The sequence below is a fragment of the SAR324 cluster bacterium genome (genome assembly GCA_029245725.1).
GTDB lineage: Bacteria > SAR324 > SAR324 > SAR324 > NAC60-12 > JCVI-SCAAA005.
This window is the reverse complement of record JAQWOT010000111.1, coordinates 1-2,061: the sequence shown is the minus strand read 5'-3', so window position 1 is coordinate 2,061 and position 2,061 is coordinate 1. Positions and strand designations below refer to the sequence as shown.

Genomic DNA, 2,061 nt, shown 5'->3' with positions numbered 1-2,061 from the left:
TTTTTGATTAAAATTCAAAATAATTGACTGGTTAACTTTTTCCAATAAATTAGTCAAAAACAATGCCTCATCATCAGTAAATCCTTCAGATTTATAGTCATATTTTTCACCTCCAGAATTCAAAGAATAGTTTTCTTCTTTGGTTTCTAGATAATAGTTTATATCTTTTCTACCATCCAATCGCTGTTTTGTTTCAGTAGCCCATTGAGGTTGAATAATTATTTCTGTCGATAATTTGTCCGTACATTCAACAACCATTTTGTTGCTTTTATTTTCTGAGCATGCCTGGCTAATAAGAATAATACTGATCATTGCTATTGAGATTTTTGTCATTCCTAAATTTTTCATTTTCGTTCCTTAAGATTGCTGTTATTGCGATAGCATCATCTCATCTATTATTCTCTGGCCACTTCTGCATATCATTAATGATTTAGTGATCTTTACAGTTCTTCTTCTCTGAAGATTTTTAGTTGACTGAACCATCTTGCATGATCTTTTGCAGGTTTTGGCTTAAACCAAAGTAAGTCTCTTTTATTTCAACTCTCTCAGATTCGCATCTCCCTGCACACAACTTCCTGGAGTTGAGAATTTTCTGGAAATTAATCAACCCAATTACATCGGGCAGAACTCCGTTTACACTCCATGAAATTGATCTGTGGACTCGATCGTGCCAATGGGTCAAACTGACTTTTCCCTGGCAAATCTTTCGAGAACAATATTTATTCTAGCATTTTGAATTGGATACTCTGATTGACAGGAATAGCCCTTGAGGTGCTGGATTTGGGCTAGATCAGAGTATTACTGGTAGGTCGAGTGAAAATTTCAACCTACGGTGTAGTAAGTCCCGACGATGATCTTAAATTTTATCCCCCAATTACATTAGTTTTAGATCATGTCAAGAATTAAATCTGTGCTGCTTTGGAATCCCGTTGTCGACTTCAGAGGAATACCGGCGGTGTTCCCCGTCTGCGCATTATCATACGCGGCTATTGCACATTCTTTCTTCAGCTATGTCCTAACAACCAAACTTCTTGCGATGGTGCCATAAATTGATCACCCAGATCTGACCAACGGCGGATGCTTCAGATTTAATTAATTGTGTCCAAGAGTATCGGAAGCAATCATCTTTTCGTGATCCTTTTTTTGCTCAATGTTATCAGTCAACTGTACAAGGATGCTTTGGCTCTCAGCATATTGACAAGTTTTACTCAGTTCTCCTAAAAAACTTAGCCGAGTCTGTCTTTAGTCTACTTTATCAAGCACAGTTGTTTTCACACTATGCTCAATAATTCCATCATCCTCGCAACAAAATCTGGATGCAACACACACTAGCAAACTGAGTGGAGTGGGAGTTAATCCCCAGTATAATTGCATCCACCCAAGCCTAGTGATCTGGCTTTGCTTCGATGATGGAACAATGCCCCTCATATTATTGCGGCAAAGGGTACTGGAGACTCGGGTTGCCTACCTGACTTTGATGAATCACCAAGATCAGGCAGATGCCCTGATTGGGGCCAGCTCACCTCTGGCTGAAGTAGTGGAAATTCACAACGTCAAGGAAGAGAACGGTATGATGAAGATGCACCCTGTGGATTCTCTTGAAATTCCTGCAAAAGGCATGGTGATGCTCAAACCCGGAGGCTATCACATCATGCTGACCAACTTGAAACAGGCACCTAAACTTAGAGAATCACACTCACTGACTCTCCGGTTTCGGCAGGCCCCAGACATAGTCGTAGAGTTGCCTGTACAGCAGAGTGGGGCTACTTCTGGAGATGATGAGAAGTCCTCGATGCATCATCTCCAGTCGCGCAAAAGCCAGTAAACGCAATACCTACTGTCAGTCCTCGTCGAATAGATAAAATCACATGATCCAACTACGCCCAGCCTGCTTCAGCGATCTGGAACTCCCACAACGATGGGACAAGGCTCCACATGTCATTGCAGCAAAGGGCACGGAGGATTGGGGCTGGCTAACGGAACTCAACCGACAACCTGATTGGCGAGAGCAGTTAATTGCCGAAGTGGAAGGCATCCCAGTTGGATTTCTACAGATCATTG

At 41.6% G+C, this 2,061-nt stretch carries 3 protein-coding genes; 2 read left to right on the top strand and 1 reads right to left on the bottom strand.

What is annotated here, in order from left to right; all coding sequences use genetic code 11:
• Nucleotides 1-348 (bottom strand): hypothetical protein (locus P8O70_05010; protein ID MDG2196237.1); only part of this gene is annotated, 348 nt, incomplete at its 3' end.
• A 1,069-nt stretch (nucleotides 349-1,417) separates the two neighbouring features.
• On the opposite strand from P8O70_05010, the gene P8O70_05005 reads away from it, so the two are divergent.
• Both P8O70_05005 and P8O70_05000 read left to right on the top strand, forming a co-directional pair.
• Nucleotides 1,418-1,825 carry a copper chaperone PCu(A)C gene (locus tag P8O70_05005; GenBank protein ID MDG2196236.1) on the top strand — a complete coding sequence of 136 codons (408 nt, stop codon included), beginning with the start codon at nucleotides 1,418-1,420 and terminating at the stop codon, nucleotides 1,823-1,825.
• 43 nt (nucleotides 1,826-1,868) lie between these two features.
• Nucleotides 1,869-2,061: GNAT family N-acetyltransferase (locus tag P8O70_05000; GenBank protein ID MDG2196235.1), on the top strand; the 193-nt coding region annotated here is incomplete at its 3' end.